Origin of the sequence: Flavihumibacter stibioxidans (assembly GCF_014332695.1) — a bacterium.
In the GTDB taxonomy this organism is placed as follows: domain Bacteria; phylum Bacteroidota; class Bacteroidia; order Chitinophagales; family Chitinophagaceae; genus Flavihumibacter; species Flavihumibacter stibioxidans.
Genome location: NZ_MBUA01000001.1, coordinates 938,142 through 961,208 on the forward strand (window position 1 = coordinate 938,142; position 23,067 = coordinate 961,208).

Consider the following 23,067-nt stretch of genomic DNA (forward strand, 5'->3'; position numbering starts at 1 on the left):
ATTACCTGGTCTTGTTATAAAGGATTATGAAGGATGGGGTGGAGTTTCCCGTTTTGGCGGGGGCGATTGCATCCCCCATTCCAAAATCTGCACTGCCGATTATCAGGTCTATGTCACCATCGCCTTCCACATCACCTGCATCCATGGTAATCCAGTTTCCATAAGTAACTTCTTTAAAAGAATAAGGGGAAAAGTCGAGGTCGCCGTTATTCTCCCAAAAAACAAAACCTTCTTCAGGGGTAGCAGCCCTGTCGGGGAAAAATGAAATGGAGGCAATGTCCATATCACCGTCACCATCAAAATCATTCGCAATAGCTTTCCCGGCGCCATTCATAGGTAGGAACAATTGTTCTTTAAACCTGTACTTTCCGTCATTCAGGTAGATCCTGATGCCATGATAGGCTTTCAGGATCGGAGGGTAATCCCCATTGTCACCGTTGGTGGCAACTATATCCGAAAACCCATCGCCGTTCATATCTGCCAGTTCAAAATAATTGGATCCGTAAGCAGGGGGAAACTGCAGGATTCTTTCTTCCCTGAATTTTCCATTGCCCTGGTTGTAATAAATAAAAATGCCCTCATCCCCCTGGGCCATCAAAGCCATGATATCGGGCCTGCCGTCTTTATCAAAATCCTCGACAACATTCCTGATGGCACCCGGCAATTGCCTTAAGATATGCCGTGTATAGCCGCCTGTTTCCTTTTTTTCATACCAGCACAACTGGCCTGACAGGTTACCAAATTCACACATGATCAAATCCTCCCTTCCATCACCATTCAGGTCGGAAATGGATGCTTGAACTGGTCTTTGCAGGCTATCCAGCAAAATATTTGCTTTTCCCATTTTCCCGTCAATGGACCTAAGCTCACCAAGTTTCAGATCGGAAGGCACCAGTACTCCCATCGTCAGGGCCAGCAATTCATTGTTCCTAATAAGAAGCTGTGAAATCCCCGTACCCACAGGCACAGAATCTATCACCACAGAATTGCCGCGGGTTTTATACAGCTGGCCTGACAAGCCATCTCCCCAATAAATCAGCCTGCTGCCGGTGTCAATTTTCACCATGGTGGTAACCGGGTGTTCGGTTGAAAAGGAAGGAATTACAGGCTCAAAAAATTTAAGCCCCATTTTTATTTTCGGGGAGGGGGCAGATCTTTTCAACGGCTCCGAGGGCGCCTCACTCAGGTAATAGTGAATAATCTTATCCCATTGATCAGGCTTTAATGCGGGTTCATTGCTGGTCTGCACATAATGATTCATACCCAGATGCCGGTAACCGACCATTTCACTCATTTTCGGCAAAACAAAATTGGCCCAGGTGGTTTTATTCAGCAGCTCCGGTTCGGGAAGAAGATGGCAACTTATGCAATACTGTTTTGCCAGGAGATACCCTTCCGCCGATTTATCATCAGTGAATCTTTTTGCTTTATTACTGTTACAATATGTCAGCCAGGCGATACAAAAAAATATGCCGGGAAATATCACAAATGCTTTCTTCATCAGGGTGCAGTAGCCGTTGTTTTGTTAATTACCAGATTGCCGACCAAAACACCCTGCCGGGCCCCGGCATCAACCCCTGAGCGATAGTGAATGCCACCATATACACGACTGATGGATGCTTCATTTGCCGCTTCCATAAACGAATTAAAATCCTTTTCCATACCAATGTATTCTTTATCGCTGTCATCATGAAAGGAGAAATTTTCACCGATCAGTTTTGTTAAAATTGTTGCTGCAGATGCAGAAATTACACTGTGACCACTGGGGTATTCAGGAAAAGGCGGAGTCTGTAAAAAGGGAGACCAGCTTTCATCAATAAACTCATTGATAACGGTAACCGGCCTTATCACCTGGCTGGCATATTTTTCTTCCCAGCAGGAAACAAAACCATCCATTAGCCCCACCGCTGTTAAAGCAAGTACCCGGGCAGTTTTCTCCGCGTCGGCCTTGTCTTTTTTACAGGCAATGGAGGCGATTCCCATCCAATGTCCTCCAGGTGTTATTTTTTTATTTGCGAACATCATATGCCCGGCATGCTCCACCACAAATGGATTATCGTCCCAATAGGTAGCAATGTCTTTTTGTTCTTTTGTAAGGTTTTTACCAATAGAGTAAACTTCATAGGCGAATTTGAAGAAGGCACTGGAACTGTCCATACTGTAAACCGGAGGGGGCGGCAATTTGAACTGAGAGCCTGAATCGAGGACGAAACCTTTCATATCACCCCAGCAGGGTTCTACTGCATCGCTGTAATCCGGTGGTGTAGGGCGCCATTTACCGGGCTCCTTGCTTCCAATAAACCGGGGCTTTCCTCTTGTTTGGGGATAGTTATCCACTGCCGCCCTGGCAAGTACCTGTCTGCCCACGGATTCACCATATGCGATTGATCTGTCAAATGTTTCAGCATCCAGTTCATTTCGGAAATTCTGGAGCAGTTCCTTCTCATAAACTTTCAGGGTGTCAATAGAAAAAGTAACCTTGTATGCAACCGTGAAAAATGCCTTGGATGCTGCTAACAGAAAATTATAAGATTTACCTTTTTCTGGTTCCGGCATCGGTGCAAAGCCATTCAGTTTTGCTGTAAGGGATGGCGCTCCCGGTTTTGAATGCCGCACTGCCTCATAGGATGCAAGAGAAGTATAACTGTAGATCCTGGCAGCAACCGGTGGGGTGAATACATCATAAATGATGAGGTCTGTTAATACTTTCTGGTTGTTGTGCAATACTGTCGGATTATTCACATCAAATGAACCCTTACTGCCTGGTTGTTTGCATGAAAGCTGCAGTAAACATAGGATTACCAAAACACTTACAATTTTTACCTGTTTCATAGCCACGAAAATTAGAATGTTATTTTCCTTGCAGTACCCTGGTTATTGGTGATCAGTACTTCACTAACCTGATCATCAACCTGGAGATATCTTCCGGATTGTGATAAAAAGGATGACCCATAAAAAGCCTCCTGTTTTCTTATTTTCCCGTTCCTGAGTTTCATAGTTGCGAAGGCATCTGTAGCCAGGAAGGGAATCTGCCGGGACTGCTTTTGCCATTTAAATGTTTTCAAAGGTCCGCGGTTCTGTCCGGCTATAATCAAAGTATTACCATTTGCTGAATTTAACTTCACCAATGATTTTCCGTTACCCGGAATATAAATACCGCTTTCCGAAATGGGTTTGGGAATAAATCCGCCATTGGCATCTCCCTGCAGGAACAAACCATTCAACGCATCGTAACGGCCAACGGATACTTCGGTTCCGAAATCATTGCCATTCATTAACAGGTCAAGCCAGCCGTCGCCATTAAAATCTTCGGCAACCATTCCGTTAATCTGTGAAATCTGGGCCTGCATGGGAAGGGCTGTCATGGTGAAGACGCCTTTCCCGTCGTTTCTCAGCAAACTGCTCTTCATGTTATTTGCCTCCACAACGAGCATATCTTTTCTCCATTCCTCTGTAATCAACTGATCCATGGTTGAATTGGCAAATAGATTGTAATTCTGGAACCGGGTTCTCAGACTGATGATCTGCTTGATCAGGTCGTCCCTGGTCTGGGCGGGAAATTCCTTTTTATTTCCTTCCTTGTCAGGCAGGTACATAGAGGGGATGGCATCAAAAGAATTATTGTTGTCAAAATCTTTTGCGTAGATCCTGACCGGGTAAAGATTAGTGGCGCGATAAAAGGAATTTTCTCCCATGTTTCCAACCACATAATCCATATCCCCATCTGAATCATAATCACCCGGCGCGATACTGTTCCAGAATCCCAGTTCATTATTAATTCCGGAAAGTTTTGACACATCAGTGAATACTCCTTTTTCATTCTTCAAAAATCTTAACGGCATCCATTCGCCCGCCAGCATAAGGTCGGTCCAGCCGTCGTTATCAAAATCTGTCCATACCGCATCACACACCAAACCGATATTGGACAATCCGGCCGCGATTGAACTGGTTACATCCGTGAATTTTGCCTGACCGTTTTTTGAATCATTGCGGTAGATAAAACTTGAAACAGGTTTAGGATAATTCCATGGTTCTACCCTTCCGGCAAGGAATAGATCAAGATCGCCATCCTTGTCAAAGTCTGCCGCGCGAACGCATGATTTGCTGACATAGTTTTTCGGAATTGCCATAGTATCCATTGAGAAATTTCCCTTTCCGTCATTGGTATAAAACTTATCCTGGTAATGAACCGAATTCGGGTCTGTTTCATAGCTTCCGCTGGCGGTATAAAGATCCAGGTCGCCATCTCCGTCAGCATCAAACAGCAATAAGCCCATATCTTCCCATTGTTTGGTAGCCGCACCTGCATTTTCCAATATGTTTTTTCTGACAAACATTCCATTGGATTGCTGCAGAAGCATCACCGGGCTATAAGAATAGGAGCCGCCCATTACCAAATCATCCATACCATTGCCATCAATATCACCCACTGCCAGTCCTGGACCGTATTCGGACAGTTTATGCGGAAGTAATTTCTGAATATTAAAATCACTGAAATCGATTTCCTCCTGTTGTAAGGAAAGCCCCAGTGAATCGGTAATATCCCTGAATAAAGTATTAACTGCCAGTACTGCCGGGGTTTGCGCAGAAACAGGTTCCGCCTCACTGAATTTTACCTTGAGTAACTGGTCGGCCTTTACCCCTGTTAATTTTTGCCTTGCACCACCCGGCCATTTAATAATCAGTGAATCCAGTGACGCCAGTTTCCCCAATCCAAAATGACCGATGTCCTGGATGGATGATAAATAGCCCCTGTAAGGCGTATGGTCGTACACCTGTTTTTTGCCCTTGTCATAATATAATTCTGCAACAGCACCCAGGCCATTCCTGTTCTGTGGGCCGCCTTCAAATTTAATCTGCAGGAAATGATTGCCTTTTTTTCCTGGTTTTACTGACCTGTTTTCATAGATCATGGCTTCCTGGTTCGTATTGTTTATAACCAGTTCAAGGTCTCCGTCATTATCGAGGTCTCCATAGGCAGCGCCGCTGGAAAATGTTGGATCCGTCAGTCCCCATTTCAATGAGACATCGGTAAAGCGGCAATCACCATTATTCCGGAAAGCATAGTTGGTCAATTTGACTTCCGGAATCTGTTCCAGTAAAATATCCTTGGAAGCAATTTTATTGGCTTCAGCCCTGTAAGTCATAAAATCACGGTCGGTGATATCCTTTGGATAACCGTTGGTAATGATCATATCCCGCCAACCGTCATTATCAAAATCGGTTACCATTGGGGTCCAGCTCCAGTCTGTTTCAGCTATGCCGGCATAAAAAGCAATATCGCTGAAAACAGGATGGGAAATAGAGTCCTTCCCTGTAATCGTATTACCCTGGTTCAACTGCAGTGTATTTCTTACGTATTGATACTGGTAACCAAATTCTTCATTGTTAAGGTAATTCTGGTAGCTGTTGGCGGACATCATCATTTTTTTCCGGTGATTGGATGCCGGCAGCATATCAACTGCGATAATATCCATTAAACCGTCATTGTTGATGTCGGCAACATCATTCCCCATTGCGGAGTAGGAACTATGTTTCAGGTAAACGTCTGCCATATTGGTGAATGTGCCGTTGCGGTTATTGATATAGACCAGGTCATTGGACAGGAAATCATTGGTCACGTAAATATCTTTCCAGCCATCCTGGTTAATGTCGGATATATTGAGTCCTAGTCCATACCCTTCAATCAGGATGCCGGCTTCTTTGGAAACATTTGTAAACACAGGATGTCCCTTGGCTGTATCCCAGTCATTTCGGTACAACCTGTCAGTATTTTCAGCCGATCCATCAGTTACTTTTTTCCTGTACTGATTTGGATAGCGAACATCATCCATTTTATTAGTCAGAACATACAGGTCGAGGTCTCCGTCATTATCATAATCAAAAAATGCGGCGTTGGTGGTATGTCCGGTATCTGCTACATTATAAGCCAGGGCTTCATCGACAAATACAGGCACTCCGTTTGCGTCGGGACCTTTATTGATATAGAGTGTATTGGCTCGCTGCTTAGGATCGTTTTTAATGGAAGCCCCTACATAGAGATCCATCAGGCCATCATTATTAATGTCCACTGCAGCCACGCCTGTAGACCATTTGCCGGCGCCATCAGTCTTCGAAAGATCAGTCACATCACGAAACTTAAGGCCGCCTTCGTTCAGGTAAAGTTTATTGGGAACCCGGTTGCCGGTAAAATAAATATCCTGCAGGCTGTCATTGTTAAAATCAGCAATAGCCACTCCACCGCCATTGTACACGTATTCAAGGTCCAGGATATTAATGGAATCATTTTCCATTATGTTATTAATAAACCTGACACCTGATTCGGAGGAATCCAGTTTCTGAAATATCTGATCAGTATGGGTAGAACAACCTATAATCAAAACTACCAGGAGCAACAGTGGAAAAGGAAATTTCATTTATCACAGGAATTTAAAACCCAATTTAGCCAATTATAAGACTATTGTATAAAAGAAAAGGGTAGATAATATCTACCCTTTTCTTTTGAAATATCTATGATCTACATCAGTTAATCATGAATTAATAACCGGGGTTCTGTTCAAGTGTGGAAGCTCCGCCACTTGAATGCAGGTCAATCTGGGTTTGAGGAATGGGGAAATATTCATTTTTACCCTTTACAAAAGTTGCGCTACCATAACCGGCGCTCAACTTAGGCTTCTCATAATTCAGGAAGGCATTCAGTGCTACATCAGCAATACCCCAGCGTACGAGGTCGAAAAAGCGATGTCCTTCCATACCCAGTTCAAGCTTGCGCTCAAATCGTACTGCTGCTTTTGCTGTAGCCGCATCAACCCATGGGGTGTTGTAAAGGCCAATCACATAGTTGGCGTCAGCATCCGGCACTTCAGTTCCAGGCTTGGCAGCTCTTGCACGAACCAGGTTCACATATTCGCGAGCTTTTTCAAGGGAACCGCCACCATCGATTTCTGCTTCAGCAGCCATTAACAATACGTCTGCAAAACGCAGAATTTTGTAGTTGGTTGAAGTCAGGCCGCTGGTCCAGTTGGTAACATCTGTTTGTTTACGTTCCTGGGCTTTGTAATAGGCCATTTTCTTGGGTGCGTAAGGACCACCGTTACCCTGGTCACGGATCCATGACTTACCAGGATGGGGACCCCAGTCCAGGTAAGGGATACCCCTTCTTCCAACAGTCCAGTCGAGACGCGGATCCAGGTTACCCTGATCAGTTGTAAACGGATCAGTCGCTTCAAGGCCCATGTCATTCTTAACCTGATTGGTGCCTACATTGTAGGATCCATCCAGTAAAGGCAAACCGAGGGCATTAGTCCTGAAAGAGTTTACAAATTCAAAAGATGGCTGGAAAAATCCGCAACAACCACCAGGACCACCATTGTAAGGGAAGTTCAGGATATGGTCATAGTTGGCATTTGCTCCACCGGAACCATCGTTGATGGAAGCCTCAAAAGCGAACACTGTTTCTGCGCGGACAGCCGGGTCGGTTTCGCGGTCTGCGTTGAACAGGTCATGAAAAGCAGGCGCAAGGGCATACTTCAGATTTCCTGAAGTCCGTCCGTTTTGAATGATATCAGTAAAGATGGGTCTGGCTTCTGTATATTTTCCCTGGAATAACAAGGCTTTTGCATACATGGCATCAGCACCCCATTTGTTGATACGACCAACTGCACCCGGATCTACCAGCAGGTTTTTCCTGGCGAAATCCAGGTCTTCCATAATTAGCGGCCATGCATCAGTAGTATTGGGAACTTTCAGGTTGCTGATATTGATGGTCTCGTCCACATAAGGAATCTTATTCCACATTTTTTTAGCCTCAAAATGGTAGTACCCACGAAGGAACCTTGCTTCAGCGATCATCTGGGTTTTATCCGCATCTGTAATGTCATTGGTAGTCAGGTTATTCAGAATCCTGATGGTACTATTGGTGCGGGCAATACCTTCATATAAAGCCTGCCACTTAATATTAAAGTAGTTATTGGTAGGCAATGGAACGTATTGCTGGATAGGCACGATATTGGCCTGGTCACCGGCATCAGAACCCTTGTTGGCTTCACCGCCAACAATGCTTCCGTAAACCCAGTTGGAGCCACCGCCCTCCCAGCCGCTGCCTTTCAGCGCGGCATAGGAACCAATCAGGAATTGCTGGGCACCTTTTTTACTTTGTGCCTGCTCTTCGGTTAACAATCCGGTTGTGCTCTGGTCAAGGAAGTCTTTGTTACAAGCCACCATCAGGGAAATGGATGACAGCGAGAACAGTGAAATAAATATTAGTTTCTTATTAATCATTGTAATAATATTTTATAGTGTTAACCCTTTGCCTGAATTATAATCCAACACTCAGTCCAAATACAATCTGCTTGTTAACCGGGTAGTTGCCGATATCAACACCGAAGTTGGTATCTACACCGCTAACCGCAGGATCTGTTCCGGTATAATTGGAAATGGTAAACAGGTTAGTACCCTGAAGGAAGAAACGCAATCTGTCCAGCCTTGCTTTTTTCAGTAATGCAGCAGGTACGGTATAACCGATCTTCAAACTTCTCATCCTGAAATAGCTTCCGTCTTCAACATAATAGGAGTTTAACACACCATTGGTGCTGAAGTTAGAAATATTCTCAATCCGGGGCAGAGACGCACCCGTATTATCTGGAGTCCAGGCACCCAGTGTTCTGGTTGATTTACCGATACCGGCAAAAGAAGGATAGAAGTCAGTGAACCAGCGGGTGAAGTTTAACACTTCACCACCAGCAACACCATAGAACAATGCTTCCAGGTCAAAATTTCCAAACATCAGGCGGGCATTGAATCCGTAGGTGAAATCAGGGTTGGGGTTCCCGATATAAGCCCTGTCCTGGTCATTAATGGCACCATCCTTATTAATATCAGCATATTTGAAACGGCCCGGACCAGCACCGCTCTGCGTAGGTGATTTGGATACATCTGCATCATCAGCGAACAGCCCAATTACCTGGTAGCCATAGAATGAAGACACAGAATGACCTTTGGCATTGCGTACAACGCCACCACCGATCCTGTTAGTAAAGGTTACGTCAAAGAAATCTGTACCATCAGAGACTTTAGTGATTTCATTCTTGTACTTGGTGAAAATTCCATCCATTTCATAACGGAATTTTCCAGCTTTACCCTTGTAGGTAATCATCAGGTCTATACCACTGTTTTTCATGGAACCGATGTTCACGAATGGACGGGTTGCCTGTCCGACAGTAGCAGCCAGGTTATCACGGAACAACAGGTCGGTTGTTTTACGGGTATACCAGTCAAAAATGATATCGAGTTTGTTCTTGATCAGTGTTCCGTCAAAACCGATGTTAATGGTGGTGTTCTCCTCCCATTTTGCTTTCGGGTTACCGATACCGGTGAGAGCAAGGCCTGAGAATGTGCTGGTGTTGGCTCCTGTGATATCATAACCGAATTGTGCACCTGATCCTGCTGAGTTGGTCAGGTTGTTAGGGCTGATACGGGAGTTACCCATTTTACCCCAGCCACCCCTGATCTTCAGTTCATTCAGCCAGGTGATATTTTTCATGAACGCTTCTTCTGTAATGCGCCAGCCTGCAGATACCGCGGGGAATACACCATAACGGTTGTCCTGACTGAATACGGAAGCACCATCACGCCTTAAAGTGGCACTTAACAAATACCTGTCATCATAACCATAATCAACTTTACCAAACTGTGAGAACAACTTGGTAAGCGGAGAACCACCACTGTTAACAACGCGACCACTGGCGTCTGTATTGGTAATGGTTACATAGTTAGGATTAATGGTGAAAGGATTCAAACCACTACCACTCAGGTTCCTTGAATAACCGTCAGCAATAGCTTCGATACCACCAATAAAGTTCACATTATGGTCTCCAAACTCCTGGGAATAACGAACGGTATTCGTCCAGGTCCAGCCACCACCGCTTCCGGCACCTTCACCGAAAGTATAGTTACCTACGTTTTCAGAATTCTCATATGTCCTGTAATTCAGGAAACGGTTCTGGAAGAAATAGAATGCACCGCCAAAACTTGACCTGAAGGTGAAATGGTTAAGGAAGTCAACCTCACCATACAGGTTACCGAAAATTCCGGAGCTAAATCCTTTGTTGTCTTTTGACCGGATACGCCTGGCGATGGGATTGGTTGAGTTGTTGAAGCCTTTGGCCGTAGTACCGGCAAAACCACCACCCTCGTCATAAACGGGTAGTAATGGGTTGATGGTCAGGGCGAACATGATGTCATTTTCACCTGCAGGACCACCGATATTGGGGTTTTCTCTATGGGTAAACTGGAAGTTTTCACCAAAGCGAATACCTTCTTTTACCTTAAACTCAGTGTTCAGGCGAAGGGAATACCTTTTAACATAAGTGTTGATAACAGTACCCTTTTCATCATAGTAACTGATACCTGCATAATATTTGGCGTTTTCATTTCCGCCACTGAAACCAAGGGTATGGTTCTGTAAAGGATTCGTTTCGGTAAGGGCGTCATACCAGTCGGTTCCGGCCTTATTGGCCTTGATCACCTGGTATATGGCTCCTTTATCAAAATTCACGTTGAATTTTGCCGGATCCAGACGAGGGTCATTGGCAGAAAGACCGGAAAGGCCGGACTCATCACCCACTTTCAGGTAATCCGGAATTACCGGTGTAGCACCTGAACCGTACTGGGGATGTGTAGTAGCCTGGCCAGCATTCTTTAGGGCAGTCCAGGTCAGGTCAGCCTGTTGCTGCGGATTGAGCAGGTCGATTCCTTTTCCAGGCATGGTAAATCCATAACTCATGTCATAGGTAACCTTCAGTCCCCTGGCAGTTTTTCCTTTTTTGGTGGTGATCAGAACTACCCCTGCAGAGGCACGAGCACCATAGATGGATGCAGAGGCAGCATCTTTGAGCACAGTAGTTGACTCAATATCATTACCGTTCAGGAAATCAATGTTGGTTGTCGGAACTCCGTCTACCACAAACAGCGGGTCGTTTCCGGAGAAAGAACCAAAACCACGGATCCTCACCTGGCTTACAGTTCCTGGCTGGCCTGAGGTGATTACGGTCATACCCGGCACCCTTCCCTGGAATTGTTGTTCTACGTTACCGGTCTGTACCGCGGCCAGTTGTTCACCTTTTACAGTGGACACAGCCCCTACGATGTTTTTTCTTTGCTGTGAAGAGTAACCGGTTACTACGACTTCACTTAAACCGGAAATATCCTCTTCCAGGGTAATACCCAGGGAGGTTTGATTTCCAACTTCTACTTCTTTTGAAAGGAACCCGATCGTACTGATTACCAGGGTATTTCTTCCCTGGGGCAGATTGATGGAGAAAGTCCCCTGATCCGTAGAGGCAGTGGCGATGGTTGTGCCTTTCACCAGCACGGTTGCCCCCTGAATGGGTTGACCGGCTTTGTTGATCAGTTTTCCCGTAATTGTTTTTTGAGCACTAGCTTCGAAGGCAAGCAAAGCTAATAGAAATGCAAGCAGTCTGCCCATCTTGGGCACAGCAATTTTCTTTGGCATTGGCAATCTTTTGTTTAGTTTGGTTATTAAGTTGCTTTGAAAGCAGCAAGGGCAATTTAACAAAAATTTTAACCAAATTTAAATTCATGACAATTTAATATTGGTAAATGTTAAAAAATATATACTGATTTTGGAGATAATCACGGAAGACTTAAAAATATTTTATATATAATTCAGTTTTTCAGCACTTTTAATACATAATCATTGTCATTCCCGCCCAATATCAGCACTATACCTTGGCATCGCTTGATTATCTTTGATAAATAATCAATTAATATGCTGAAAATCGGTGTTTTTGGTGTCGGCCACCTGGGGAAATTCCACTTAAATAACTGGAAAGAAATAAAAGAGGTGGAAATCATAGGCTTTTATGACCCGAATGACTCCATTGCAGCCGAAGTCAGCGAAAAATACCAGATAAAAAGGTTTGAAAACCCCAATGAGCTTATCAAATTAATTGACGCGGCCGATATTGTAGCCCCAACCAATTTTCACTTTGAACTTTGCCAGCTCGCCATCCGGAATGGCAAACATGTTTTTGTGGAGAAACCACTGGCCAATACCATGGAAGAAGCGAGGGAATTGGTGAAGCTGGTTAAGGAATCCAATATTAAAATGCAGGTGGGGCACGTAGAAAGGTTCAACCCGGCTTACCTGGCTACCAAATCGCTGAAACTGGACCCAATGTTCATTGAAGTGCATCGACTGGCGCAATTCAATCCCAGGGGTACGGAGGTAAGCGTGATCCTGGACCTAATGATCCACGATATCGACATTATTCTGAGTATGGTAAAAAGTGAGGTGAAGAATATTTCCTCCAGTGGGGTTTCCGTAATGACCGATACGCCGGACATCGCCAACGTTCGAATCGAATTCAATAATGGCTGCGTGGCCAACCTCACCAGCAGCAGGATCTCCATGAAGAAAATGCGCAAAATGAGGATCTTCCAGAAAGACGCCTATGTCGGTATAGATTTCCTGAACAAAAAAACAGAGGTTATCAGGCTGAAAGGCGAGGCCGATGAAAATGTCTTTGAATTTGATATTGACACACCCAAAGGGAAAAAAACCATTGCGGTTGCCAACCCGGTTGTTCCGGAGGTAAACGCGATAAAAATGGAACTCGAAGTATTCAGGGATGCCATCCTGAATAATACGCCAACACTGGTATCTGAAGTTGACGGTTTGAGGGCTATGGATGTAGCACACCAGATACTTCAAAAGATCCGTTACAATTCGATCAACTCCTGAGAAAGATGCCGACAACCAAACCCATTGCCCCCGGCTGGTACGCATTGAGCGATTACCTGGCTGCCGCATTGGTCTGGTTCGTTTTTTTTCTGATCCGAAATAAATTGCTCGGTTTCCCACTGGTACAGGAAGGAAGGATCGTCCTGAATGACGGATTTATTCTTGGCTGGATCCTGCTGCCGGTTTGCTGGGTTATTTTTTATTTCCTGATCGGCAGCTACAATTCACTTTATAAAAAATCGAGGCTGACTGAATTCACCTCTACCATTGTTGCCAGCCTGATCGGGTGTACCGCAATCTTCTTCCTCATTCTGTTGAATGATGAGCAGAAGACCCTTTACTACTATTACACCTCCTTCCTCACTTTTGTTACCCTGCAAACGAGCATCACCTTCCTGGGCAGATGGTTTTTATTAACCCGTGCAAAAAAGCAATTACTGGAGGGATCCATCCGGTTCAATACAATATTGGTAGGCGATTCAGGTGTAGCGAAGAATATCTACCAGGCTACCGGCGACCAGTTGCGCAAGGCTGGTTATAATTACAGCGGATATGTGGCCGCACAACCGAATGGCCTGAGTAAAAAACTGGAATATTTCGGCACACCGGAGGATCTTGAAAAAATCATTGACCATCATCATGTCAACCTGGTGGTATTGGCGCTGGACAATAACAGGCAGGCAGAAGCTGAAACCTATATCAGGCGACTCAGTGAGAAGGATGTCGAAATCAAACTGGTGCCCACCGCCATTACGATCCTTTCAGGGGCCATCAGGACAGATGATGTATTCAGTCCGATACTGACCGATATTCATACCGGCCTGATGCCGCTCTGGCAGCAAAATATAAAACGACTGATCGATATATTGTTTGCCATAACCGGCCTTCTTGTACTATTCCCACTGCTGGCCTATGTTGCCATCAGGGTCCGGCTTTCTTCCCCGGGTAATATTATCTACCGGCAGGAACGAATAGGCTATAAAGGGAAACCATTCACCATGCTTAAATTCAGGTCAATGGTATCAGATGCTGAAAAAAACGGGCCGGCACTGTCTTCGGATACGGATCCCCGTATTACCCCCTGGGGAAAAATAATGCGTAAATGGAGGCTGGATGAACTACCCCAGTTATGGAATATCCTGCTGGGCGACATGAGCCTGGTGGGACCAAGGGCGGAAAGGAAATTTTATATTGACCAGCTTATTAAACAGGAACCCTATTTCAGATACCTGCAGAAAGTTAAACCCGGGCTTACCTCATGGGGTATGGTACAATTTGGTTATGCGGAGAACATTGAGGAGATGTTACAGAGAATGAAGTATGATCTTTTGTACATTGAAAACATTTCACTGGCACTCGACTTCAAAATCATGTTCCACACCATCAGAATCATTCTGTCCGGCAAGGGCAAATGAACAGATTTGCAACCCATGAAATTCATCAAACATATCATCGCCGGACTATTGCTGCTGCATGGCATTGAATCGTTTTCACAATCTGAGTACTGGCAGCAGAAAGTGGATCACACCATTTCTGTAACGCTTAACACCACTGAAAAAAAACTGGAAGCCTTTCAGGAAATTGTTTATACGAATCACAGTCCCGACACCCTTCGTTTTATTTATTTTCACCTATGGCCGAACGCGTACAGGAATGATAAAACCGCTTTCAGCGAACAATTATTAACCAATAACCGGACGGACTTTTATTTCAGCCATGAAGCACAGAGGGGCTATATCAACCGGCTGGATTTCAGGGTAAACGGAGAAAGAGCTGAACTGGAAGATCATACGGTTCACCAGGATATTGCCAGGCTCCTGCTTCCCGAACCTTTACCTCCTGGAGGATCCCTCCGCATCACCACCCCATTCCAGGTTAAACTTCCTGCCCTGTTTTCAAGAAGCGGTTACCGGAAGAATTTTTTCGTCATAACCCAATGGTACCCGAAGCCTGCCGTGTATGACAGGAATGGCTGGCACACCATGCCGTATACTGACCAGGGTGGCGCTTATTATGAATTCGGCGACTATGAGGTGAGTATCACCATTCCGGCCGGGTATCAACTTGCCGCAACCGGGGCCCTTATTTCCAATACAAACTCAGGAAATGAGGGTGATCATCAAAACACCTATCGCTACAAAGAAAACCAGGTTTCTGACTTTGCCTGGTTCACCTCCCCTGACCTGATAAAAATCTCAGACTCCCTCCTGCTCCCTTCCGGCAAACTGGTGCAGCTTCACAGTTTTTTCATGCCCTCGTCAGCAAAGACCTGGGAAAAAAGCATGGCATATATAAAGGATGCCCTCAGGCTCAGAAGCAAATGGCATGGAGATTTCCCCTATTCCAGGTTCATAGTTGTAGACGGTATACAGGGACAAGGCATTAAGACCATGGAATATCCGGGTATTGCCGTAATAAACCAGGTATTTAATGAACCAGACCTTGACCTGGCCATCAGTCATGCTGCCGGACAAATGTGGTTCAAAAACGTGGTTGCAACTGAGGAACGAAAAAATGTATGGTTGAATGAAGGCCTGGTTTCGTTTTATGATCACCGTTATGAAAAGCAGAAGTATGGCAACAAATTACAGGACCAGGGGTTTATGGCGAAGCAATTCCCTGCCGGCAAAGCGATCCCGATACTGGCAGGGCTCGAAAGCATTCACCGGAGCCAATCCATCCAATCACCATCAGATTCGTTGAAGCAGGGAAATTTCATTTTACTGACGCAGCATAAAACCGCCTGGGTTCTTGAGAAACTGGAAAAAGAGTTGGGTGCCCAAATGTTCGACAGTTCAGTTCAGGAATATTACCGGCAATACAGTTACCGGCATACTGCGCCTGAAGACCTTTTTAACAGCTTTAAGAAGATTTCAGGGAAACCACTTCCTGTCCTGAAAGGATTCAACGAACCTGTTACAGGAACCCTGTTAAAGAACAGGAAAATTAAGCCGGCTTTCCTTTTTGGCAACCAAAACTGGCAGGATACCCGATATGTTTCAATCGGACCATTACCCGGCTATAACCATTATGACGGGCTGATGGTCGGCGGCTTCATACACAACTACCAATTGCCATTGACAAGGTTCCGCTTTTTTGCTGCCCCACTTTATGGTACCAAAAGTAAAAACCTGAACGGACTGGCTAACTTATCCTGGAACTGGTATCCCTCAGACAGTGGCAGCGGACATACCCGGATATTCAGGCAAATTACACTGGGGCTTGACGTGGCAAGATTTACGCACAATGAATTTAAACTGGCACCAACCAGCCTTAACTTTCAGTTTAACAAAGTCGCACCATACCTTAGAATTGACCTGGCTAATAAAAATCAACTGTCAAAAAGGGAACGATATTTTCAGTACAAGTCCATTCTATTCCGTGAAGAATGGCTCGATTCGAGGTTGGAGATAAATGGCGGCGACACCATACTTGTGGATGGTATAAAATCCGTTTCAAGATCATTGCAACAAATAAAATTTGTATTTGCAGACCATCGCATACTCTATCCCTATGAATTGGAAGCTAAGCTGGAAAGCAGCACTGACTTCACCAGGCTGGCACTAACCGGGCAGTATTTTGCAAACTACCCAAACCGTGAAGGCGGCCTGAAAATCAGGTTATTCGCAGGTAAGTTTTTCACACATGGCAACAACAGTATTCAGAAACAATTTAAAAATGACAGGTTTTACCTGAACCTTACCGGAGCAAACGGTTACGAGGACTATACCTACAGCAATTATTTTGCGGGGAGAAATGAATTTACCGGCTGGAAAAGCCAGCAGATCATGATAAGGGATGGCGGGTTCAAGGTACGAACCGATCTTTCCAGTGAAAAGGTTGGCAAAACCGGTAACTGGCTTGCAGCGATCAACCTTTCCGCAGATATTCCTTCTTCCATCAATCCATTGAACAAACTTCCCATTAAGATTCCACTGAAGGTATTTGCGGACCTTGGCACTTTTGCCGAAGCCTGGGAGGAAGAAAATGAGTCATCAATAATACTGTTCAGTGCAGGGCTTCAACTGCCCCTTTTCAAAAATCTGGTGAACATCTATATCCCCGTAATAAACAGCAGCATATTCAGGGACTACAACCGATCAACACTGGGGGGAAAAAAATTCTGGAAAACAATATCTTTCAGTATCGATATCCAGCAGATCAGTGCAGGTAAACTGCTGTCAAAAGCCGGACTGTAAAAATGAATACCCCAAATGAAATAAAATATCTCTCCCGCGAACAGATAGATGAGAAAAAATGGGCGGCCTGCCTGGAGCAGTGTCAGAATGGGCTGGTCTATGGCTGCCATCATTACCTGGATGCGATGTGTTCTCATTGGGATGCACTGGTGTTGAACGATTACGAAGCCCTGATGCCCCTACCCTGGCGAAAAAAATGGGGGTTCAGGTACATCTACCAGCCTGCATTTATCCAGCAAACCGGAATCTTCAGCATCAACCAGCTATCTCCTGACCTGGTTGATGCTTTCCTGCATAATGCCAGGAAATACTTTTCCTTCGGAGAACTTAACCTGAATGTTGCCCCTGTAACATTCAGCAGCAAAAACAGGAATAACTATATCCTGGCACTGGACCAGCCATATTCCATAATATCCTCCAGTTACCACAATGACCTGAAGAAGAATTTGAAAGAAGCAAATAAAAACAGGTTACTGTTTACTGAAAATGTAAATCATTCTGACATACTCAGCCTGTATAAAAACCTGTACCAAAGCATCATGGGTTTTAAAGAATCCGATTATGAGCACATGGAAATATTGATCCGGTTCCTGGAAACACAGGGCCGGGTGGTCATTCGCGGGGTATTCCATGAACAGGAAATGATCAGCGGGGCTGTCTGCCTGAAAGATGCCAGGCGATTGTATTTACTGGTTTCAGCCACAAATGAGAGAGGAAGGAAATTGTCGGCCAACCATTTCCTTATAGACTCACTGGTTAAGGAATTCAGTGAAACCAAACTGGTGCTTGATTTTGAAGGTTCCGACCAACCGGGTATTGCCCATTTCTATAAAAACTTCGGGGCTGAGAACCATCCTTACTATTTTATTTTATGGAACAGTCTGCCCTGGCCGGTAAAATACTTTAAAGCCCAACCGGCACACGACTGAAAAAATACAGCCCGGAATCAAATCCTGTTCTCCGGATAAACTGAAATCCATGAGCCCGGATGATATCAATGACATGCTCACAGCCTTCATGAATCTCTGCCACAATGTATTTCACCTCGAACAGCCAGCTGGTGTCTGAGTCCAGCAGAAATTTTTCGCTGCCCTCAATATCAATTTTAAGCAGGTCTATGGAACTGAGTCGATATTGCGCCATTAATGTCGGCATGGAAATCTGGTTCACTTTTATTTCGCCGCGATCATCCACCACTGAGTTGTAGGCATACCTTGACCTGCGAATGGAGGCATTTCCGTCACTGTTGCCGATTGCAGCCCAAACCGGTGTGCAGCCGGGCAGGTTATGGGTATTTTGTTGCAGTAGTTCAAAATTAGCGGGATCCGGTTCAACTCCCAGAATTGCAGCTGCAGGAAACAACCCGGCCCACCACTGGATTGTCATCCCGATATTTGATCCAAGATCAACGATGTTGACAACTTTTCCTATATCTACCGGTAATGCATAGTTGCGACGCCAGAACACCTCATAAAACATATCAATATCACCGGAGTAGTTCCTCAAAACAATATCTGCAGGCCCTGCAGGGAGATTCAGGAGGTAGGTTGCTGATAGGGATTTATCGACAGTATCACTGTTCCGGTTATGCGAATACATTTTTGTCCTGTACAGGAGGGAAAAAAACGAAGGGATGCCGGCAGATATTTTTGCACAGAAAAAAAGCTTGTCTAAAAGATCAGGTAGTTTCATAGGCCCATTTCCCGTTCTTCCAGCAATTTTTCAGCTATCAGCAGGTCCAGCGGCCGGGTAATTTTTATATTACTGCTTTCCCCTTCCACCAGGTGGATCTTAACGCCCAGTTTCTCAACCACACTTGCTTCATCTGTAAAGGATTCATGATAATCCTGTTCAAATGCCGTTTTAATGATGTCTGAATAAAAGGTCTGCGGTGTCTGGATAAGATGGATTTTATTCCGGTCCACCTGCTGGTTTCCATCCAGGGTTTCTATTCTGACTGAATCGACTGCCCTGGTAGCCGGGATGGCATTCCCTTTATCAACGGCAGCGTTAAAACACCTTCGTATGAGCCCGGGTGTAAGCAGGCAACGTACCCCATCGTGCACAAATACAATTGAATGCCTCTGTATGTGCCTGAGTCCGTTCCTTACGGAATGAAACCTTGTTTCACCGCCAACAGTCATCCAAATCCGGTCGGGATCATAGGTGGATCGTAAAATGGCTTTACCGGTTTCCAGATGCTGCTCAGGCAATACCAGGATGACCTGCATATCCTCAAAGGAATCCAGGAAGGCTGTAAGGCTGTACCACAATACCGGTTTATCCCTTAATAAAAGGAATTGTTTGGGAATGGTTGTACCCATTCTCAGACCAGATCCACCCGCCACTACAACAGCATATTTTTCCATACTCAATTTTCGAAATGCGTAATTTGCAAATATGGGCAAAATTAGGCACTATGCTTATTCGGTTCTCCTGGTATTGCTGATTTCCTGTGCTGGCAGGGAAGAACCTGCCGACAGGGTACTGTACATCAGGGAAATGGGAGACCTGGCCACCACTGAATATACCGTTACCAAAATTGTAAAAGCCAACGACAATAAAACCTGGTACAAACCGGGTGACCGTAAAATTCTTATATCTGTTGAAGCGGTGCTGAAATCAGGGATTGACCTTACCAGCGTGAAAAAAGAAGACATAAAAATTGACGGGAAAAATATCAGTCTTCGGCTCCCCCCGCCAAAACTCATTTCAATTAATATTCCCCCCGAAAAAATCAAGGTTGAATTCGAAGAAATCGGGATTTTCCGTACTGGTTTCGACAACGCGGAAAGGGATGCTTTGCTGGCACAGGCAGAACAACAGATCAGGAACAGTATCAATGAAATCGGTATTTTGAGGACTACGGAAAATAATACCAGGCAGTTTCTGACCCGGTTCCTTCAGCAGTCAGGATTTGAACAGATCAGCATCAGTTTTGATAAGGATTCACCAGCCAAACAAAATCTCCGATGATAAAAAACATCCGTCAGTTACTTGTTGGTCTGGTCATACTTGCGGGCGGGTATTTCCTGGCTGTATCATTCAACCTGCTGCCATCCTTCAGTAAAATTTTCAGTGCTGCACCGGTCATCATCGATGATACACCCATTCTGATCAAAGAAGTGAGGCAAATCAGTGAAATGGTATCCATCACCTCCTTTGATGAAGTGGTAGTCAGTTCCCACAAGCCAGCTCCCGCAGGATCGGCCCGCCAGTTGATTGAACTGGTGAGTCCGGCTCCATTGTATTCCCTCGACAGACTGGTTCTGGTGATCAAAGGGAAAATAATGGTGGGAACCGATCTCGCGCAACTCAGTAACCGGCAGGTCTATATCCAGGGTGATTCAGTATCCATGCAGATTCCACCTGCACGTATCCTGGACATCATTGTAAATCCATCCGACACGGAAACCTTTATTGAAAAAGGAGACTGGAGCCCTGCCGAGGTGAATGAACTGAAGATGAATGCAAGGGAAAAACTGCGCGCACGCGCGATTGAAAAAGGATTGCTAAAGAAAGCGGACGAACAGTCCCTACTGGTAATCAGTAATTTCCTGCGGATGCTGGGTTACAAAAAAATCAGGGTGGTTACGGCCCCATGACCTGAAATCATCAGGACAAAAGTTGTTTACACTCCGTCAAAAGCCTTTCCTTATTGATGGCTGCAGTTCCAACTTCTTCGCAAACCAATCCCCCTGCAATATTCGCCATACGTGAAAACAAGGCGGTATCTCCTGTTGCTGCGAATACCAAAGATGCCACAGCAATTACAGTATCCCCGGCACCGGAAACATCTGCGATGTTTCTTATGTGTGATGGTATGATTTCTGCACGTTCATCATCCTGGTAGAAAACCCCCTTTTCTGATAGTGTAATAAATGAAACGCGGTGACCAAGTTCTTCTTTCAGGAGCCGGTGTACATTTTTCAATTTGTCGAGGGAAACCCCATCGAGTGAAATGTTCAATCCTTCTTTTACCTCTTTCAGGTTGGGTTTAAAAATATCCACGCCTCTATAACTGAAAAAGTTTTTCTTTTTAGGATCCACCGTGGTTATAACCCCATGCTCTTTGCACAACGCGATGACTTTATTGATAAGGCCCTGCGTCAGGACCCCCTTATTGTAGTCTTCAAAGACCAGAACAGCGGGCTTTTCAGCAAGGATATAATCTCTTATGCGATCAATCAATGCAGCTTCTTCAATCTCCCCCAGGTCAGCAGTTGTTTCACTGTCGAGCCGCATCATTTGCTGGTTTCTGCTGATGACCCTGACCTTATTGGTTGTTTTGCGTTCATGGCTGAAAATGATATAGGAAGTATCGACCCCACTGTCGGTAAGTAACTGATCCAGCGCCCTGCCTTCCTCATCTTCTCCCATGACCGAAAAAATATTCACCCTGGCACCCAATGCCACCAGGTTAAGGGCAACATTACCTGCACCGCCAATTCTTAATTCTCGTTTATCCAGTGCGACAACCGGCACCGGCGCCTCCGGTGAAATGCGGTCCACATGCCCCCACCAGTAGGTATCGAGCATTACATCGCCCACAACGCCTACTTTGATACTGGAAAAAGAATCAAATAATTTATCGAAGTCCATTACACTTTTGTTGTTTGTGTTGTGTTGTTCTTAACGCTCCCCTTCATTCCTTCCCTTCCTGCTCGCCACTGCGATATAGTAAATCGGAATTCCGATCAGCACGATGAGCAGGCCGAATGATGCAAATTTCGGTTTATATAACAACAATGCAATACACATGGCAGTTGCCAGTATGATATACAATGCAGGAAGGATTGGATAACCAAATGCCTTATATGGTCTTGGCATGTCGGGACGGGTTGCCCTCAGCCTGAAGATGCCGGCAATGGTGAGGATATAAAAAATCAACACAACAAAAACCACATAATCCAGCAGGTCGCCGTATTTTCCGCTTAAACAAAGTATACAGGCCCAGAGGCACTGTACCCATAGACCTTTGGAAGGAACGCCCTGCTGGTTCAATTGTCCAACCTGCCTGAAGAAGAGTCCATCCTTAGCCATTGTATAATACACCCTGGCACCTGCCAGGATCAGTCCGTTGTTACAACCAAATGTGGAGATCATGATCATAATGGCAATCACGATGGTTCCGGCATTGCCGAAAATATACTGGGAGGCGGCTACCGCAACGCGGTCATTCTCAGCAAAGGCCATTTCATTCATGGGAAGGACAGCCGTATACATCAGGTTGGCCGAAACATAAATAATGGTAACAATCAGTGTTCCCAGGAAAAGGCTCAGTCCAATATTCTTTTCAGGCCGCTTGATCTCTCCTGCGATAAAAGTTACATTGTTCCAGGCATCACTGCTGAAAATGGATCCGACCATGGCAGCGGCGATAGCGCCGATGATGGCAAACATGGATGGGTAGGAAGTTTTGGCTATTGCTTCGCCAACAAATACGAGATCGTTCCCTCCCTCTGTGCGCGACAATTTACCAAAGTTCCAGGCATCGGTCCAGTTGGCCTCCCATACCCCTGCTTTGGCTCCGATCAGAAATCCAAATATGATCAATCCGAATAAGGCCAGGAGTTTGGCCATCGTAAAGGTTGTCTGGATGATCTTTCCTTCCTTAACACCACGGGTATTCACGTATGTCAGCAGGATCACCAGCAGAATCGACACCAACTGGGCTGCCGATAACTGGAAATAAGCCAGGTCGATCAGCATATTGGTTTCACTTAGTGCCGGAAAAATATAGGCCGCAAACTTTGAGAAAGCCACTCCCACAGCCGCGATGGTTCCGGTTTGAATAACGGCAAAAAAGCTCCAGCCGTACAGGAAACCAACCAGGGGATTATAAGCTTCTTTCAGGTAAACATACTGCCCTCCGGCTTTTGGGTACATAGCACTTAATTCACCATAGCTGAGTGCAGCCGTAAGTGTCATAAAGCCGGTCAGCAACCAGACGAATACCAGCCAGCCAGCGCTGCCAACATTTCGGGTGATATCCGCCGATACAATGAAAATTCCGGAACCAATCATCGAACCGGCCACAATCATCGTGGCATCCAGTAATCCAAGGGTGGGTTTAAATCCAGAAGCAGTTTGACTCATATGCAG

The 23,067-nt window shown here is 45.2% G+C and carries 15 protein-coding genes; 6 read left to right on the forward strand and 9 right to left on the reverse strand.

The window, feature by feature from the left end:
- Nucleotide 1 precedes the first annotated feature (1 nt).
- The 5 genes from BC349_RS04030 to BC349_RS04050 all read right to left on the reverse strand — a co-directional run bounded on the left by BC349_RS04030 (nucleotide 2) and on the right by BC349_RS04050 (nucleotide 11,512).
- Nucleotides 2–1,501, reverse strand: coding sequence for an FG-GAP repeat domain-containing protein (locus BC349_RS04030; RefSeq protein ID WP_187255447.1), 1,500 nt, complete (start codon nucleotides 1,499–1,501; stop codon nucleotides 2–4).
- Complete coding sequence (locus BC349_RS04035; RefSeq protein WP_187255448.1) at nucleotides 1,501–2,832, reverse strand: vanadium-dependent haloperoxidase; 1,332 nt, start codon at nucleotides 2,830–2,832, stop codon at nucleotides 1,501–1,503. Before BC349_RS04035 ends, BC349_RS04030 begins: the two co-directional genes overlap by 1 nt.
- Nucleotides 2,833–2,843: 11 nt before the next feature.
- Entirely contained in the window at nucleotides 2,844–6,293 is a 3,450-nt protein-coding gene (locus BC349_RS04040) for a VCBS repeat-containing protein (protein ID WP_246456772.1), read from the reverse strand.
- A gap of 244 nt (nucleotides 6,294–6,537) precedes the next feature.
- The gene (locus BC349_RS04045) at nucleotides 6,538–8,280 is read right to left on the reverse strand and encodes a RagB/SusD family nutrient uptake outer membrane protein (protein WP_187255450.1); all 1,743 of its coding nucleotides are present in this window, start codon (nucleotides 8,278–8,280) and stop codon (nucleotides 6,538–6,540) included.
- A gap of 37 nt (nucleotides 8,281–8,317) precedes the next feature.
- A complete protein-coding gene (locus tag BC349_RS04050) occupies nucleotides 8,318–11,512 on the reverse strand; it encodes a SusC/RagA family TonB-linked outer membrane protein (RefSeq protein WP_187255451.1) in 3,195 nt (1,064 codons plus the stop codon).
- Nucleotides 11,513–11,788: 276 nt separating this feature from the next.
- Between BC349_RS04050 and BC349_RS04055 the strand changes: the two genes are divergently transcribed.
- The 4 genes from BC349_RS04055 to BC349_RS04070 are packed head-to-tail and all read left to right on the forward strand — an operon-like array spanning nucleotide 11,789 to nucleotide 17,891.
- Entirely contained in the window at nucleotides 11,789–12,763 is a 975-nt protein-coding gene (locus BC349_RS04055; RefSeq protein WP_187255452.1) for a Gfo/Idh/MocA family protein, read from the forward strand.
- 5 nt (nucleotides 12,764–12,768) lie between these two features.
- Nucleotides 12,769–14,178 (forward strand): sugar transferase, encoded by a 1,410-nt coding sequence (locus tag BC349_RS04060; protein WP_187255453.1) that lies wholly within the window; start codon nucleotides 12,769–12,771, stop codon nucleotides 14,176–14,178.
- 15 nt (nucleotides 14,179–14,193) lie between these two features.
- Nucleotides 14,194–16,962: a M1 family metallopeptidase gene (locus BC349_RS04065; protein ID WP_187255454.1), complete on the forward strand. Its 2,769-nt coding sequence runs from the start codon at nucleotides 14,194–14,196 to the stop codon at nucleotides 16,960–16,962.
- Between the two features lie 2 nt (nucleotides 16,963–16,964).
- Nucleotides 16,965–17,891: a GNAT family N-acetyltransferase gene (locus BC349_RS04070; protein WP_187255455.1), complete on the forward strand. Its 927-nt coding sequence runs from the start codon at nucleotides 16,965–16,967 to the stop codon at nucleotides 17,889–17,891.
- Here the strand turns inward: BC349_RS04070 and BC349_RS04075 are convergent.
- Together BC349_RS04075 and BC349_RS04080 are read right to left on the reverse strand one after the other, a co-directional pair.
- A complete protein-coding gene (locus tag BC349_RS04075; RefSeq protein ID WP_187255456.1) occupies nucleotides 17,866–18,654 on the reverse strand; it encodes an FkbM family methyltransferase in 789 nt (262 codons plus the stop codon). The genes BC349_RS04070 and BC349_RS04075 overlap by 26 nt on opposite strands.
- Nucleotides 18,651–19,331, reverse strand: coding sequence for a 2-C-methyl-D-erythritol 4-phosphate cytidylyltransferase (locus BC349_RS04080; protein WP_187255457.1), 681 nt, complete (start codon nucleotides 19,329–19,331; stop codon nucleotides 18,651–18,653). The genes BC349_RS04075 and BC349_RS04080 overlap by 4 nt, the downstream gene beginning before the upstream one ends.
- A 31-nt stretch (nucleotides 19,332–19,362) precedes the next feature.
- Here BC349_RS04080 and BC349_RS04085 point away from each other — a divergent pair, with 31 nt between their 5' ends.
- Nucleotides 19,363–19,938: a DUF4230 domain-containing protein gene (locus BC349_RS04085; RefSeq protein ID WP_187255458.1), complete on the forward strand. Its 576-nt coding sequence runs from the start codon at nucleotides 19,363–19,365 to the stop codon at nucleotides 19,936–19,938.
- The gene (locus BC349_RS04090) at nucleotides 19,935–20,567 is read left to right on the forward strand and encodes a DUF4230 domain-containing protein (RefSeq protein WP_187255459.1); all 633 of its coding nucleotides are present in this window, start codon (nucleotides 19,935–19,937) and stop codon (nucleotides 20,565–20,567) included. Before BC349_RS04085 ends, BC349_RS04090 begins: the two co-directional genes overlap by 4 nt.
- Before the next feature lie 10 nt (nucleotides 20,568–20,577).
- On the opposite strand, the gene BC349_RS04095 is transcribed toward BC349_RS04090, so the two are convergent.
- The gene (locus tag BC349_RS04095; protein ID WP_187255460.1) at nucleotides 20,578–21,564 is read right to left on the reverse strand and encodes a bifunctional heptose 7-phosphate kinase/heptose 1-phosphate adenyltransferase; all 987 of its coding nucleotides are present in this window, start codon (nucleotides 21,562–21,564) and stop codon (nucleotides 20,578–20,580) included.
- 30 nt (nucleotides 21,565–21,594) lie between these two features.
- Entirely contained in the window at nucleotides 21,595–23,061 is a 1,467-nt protein-coding gene (locus tag BC349_RS04100; protein ID WP_187255461.1) for an APC family permease, read from the reverse strand.
- Nucleotides 23,062–23,067 lie beyond the last annotated feature (6 nt).